Genomic DNA, 1,232 nt, shown 5'->3' on the forward strand with positions numbered 1-1,232 from the left:
GGTTCCCGTGGTGGCGCGGTCTGGTCCGGCTGTGTCTAAGGTGATCTCGTGTCTGCCCCGCTGAACGTCACGAAGACCCGCGCCGCGCTGCGCACCTCGGCGCGGATCTCCGTGCAGATGCTGCTCGTCGTGCTGATGGCCGCGGTCATCCTGTGGACCCTGGGCCAGATGTGGTCGATCATCTGGCCCCTGGTCATCGCCCTGCTGCTCACCACCTTGACCTGGCCCATCACCCGCTTCCTGCGCCGCCACGGCTGGCACCCCACCCTGGCCGCCTCCGCCGTGACCGCCCTGTTCCTGCTCATCGCCGCCGGCACCCTGGTCCTCATCGCCGTCCCGGTCGCCTCCCAAGCCGGCGAACTGGCCACCGGCGTCGGCAACGGCATCCAACGCCTGCGCGACTGGGCCGCCGGACCACCCCTCAACATCGGCGCCGACCAGCTCAGCACCGCCCTCGACACCGCCACCACCCGCATCCAATCAAGCGTCGGCAGCATCGTCACCGCCACCGTCACCGGCGTCGGCACCATCCTCAACGGCCTGGTCACCACCGTCCTGGCCCTGTTCCTGATGTTCTTCTTCCTCAAAGACGGCCCACGATTCCTGCCCTGGCTCACCCGCCAGCTCCCCGGCCGCCTGGCCACCGACCTCCCGGCCATAGCCACCCACAGCTGGGACACCCTGGGCTCCTTCGTCCGCTCCCAAGCCTTCGTCGGCCTGCTCGACGCCGTGCTCATCGGCCTGGGCCTGTGGATCGTCGGCGTCCCCCTCGTCCTGCCCCTGGCCGTCCTGACCTTCGTCGCGGCCTTCGTCCCCATCATCGGCGCCCTGTTCGCCGGCTTCGTCGCCGTCCTGATCACCCTGGTCTCCAACGGCCCCACCGACGCCCTCATCGTGCTCGCCATCATCATCGCCGTCCAGCAACTCGAGGGAAACGTCTTCCAGCCCATGGTGCAAAGCCGCGGCCTGGGCCTGCACGCCGCGGTGATCCTGCTCGCCGTCACCCTGGGCGGCAACCTCGCCGGCATCGTGGGCAGCCTGCTCGCCGTACCCGTCGCCGCCCTGATCGCCGTCATCTGGAACTACCTCCGCGACCAGCTCAGCGACCCACCCCCACAACCCGAAACCAGCCCACCCCACACCGACACCCCCCAACCCGGGACGCAGGACGCGCCCCAGGCCTGATCACCCACCGGAACACCCACGACGACACGATCACCGTCGCAGACGTC

1 protein-coding gene is annotated in these 1,232 nt (G+C 69.6%); it reads left to right on the top strand.

The genetic code is table 11. The annotated features are described in order from the left end of the window. Positions 1–48 precede the first annotated feature (48 nt). Entirely contained in the window at positions 49–1,185 is a 1,137-nt protein-coding gene (locus tag ACTOQ3_RS43520; protein WP_440089928.1) for an AI-2E family transporter, read from the top strand. Positions 1,186–1,232: the final 47 nt, after the last annotated feature.

It is taken from the genome of Streptosporangium sp. LJ11 (assembly GCF_051918945.1).
Lineage (GTDB): Bacteria > Actinomycetota > Actinomycetes > Streptosporangiales > Streptosporangiaceae > Streptosporangium.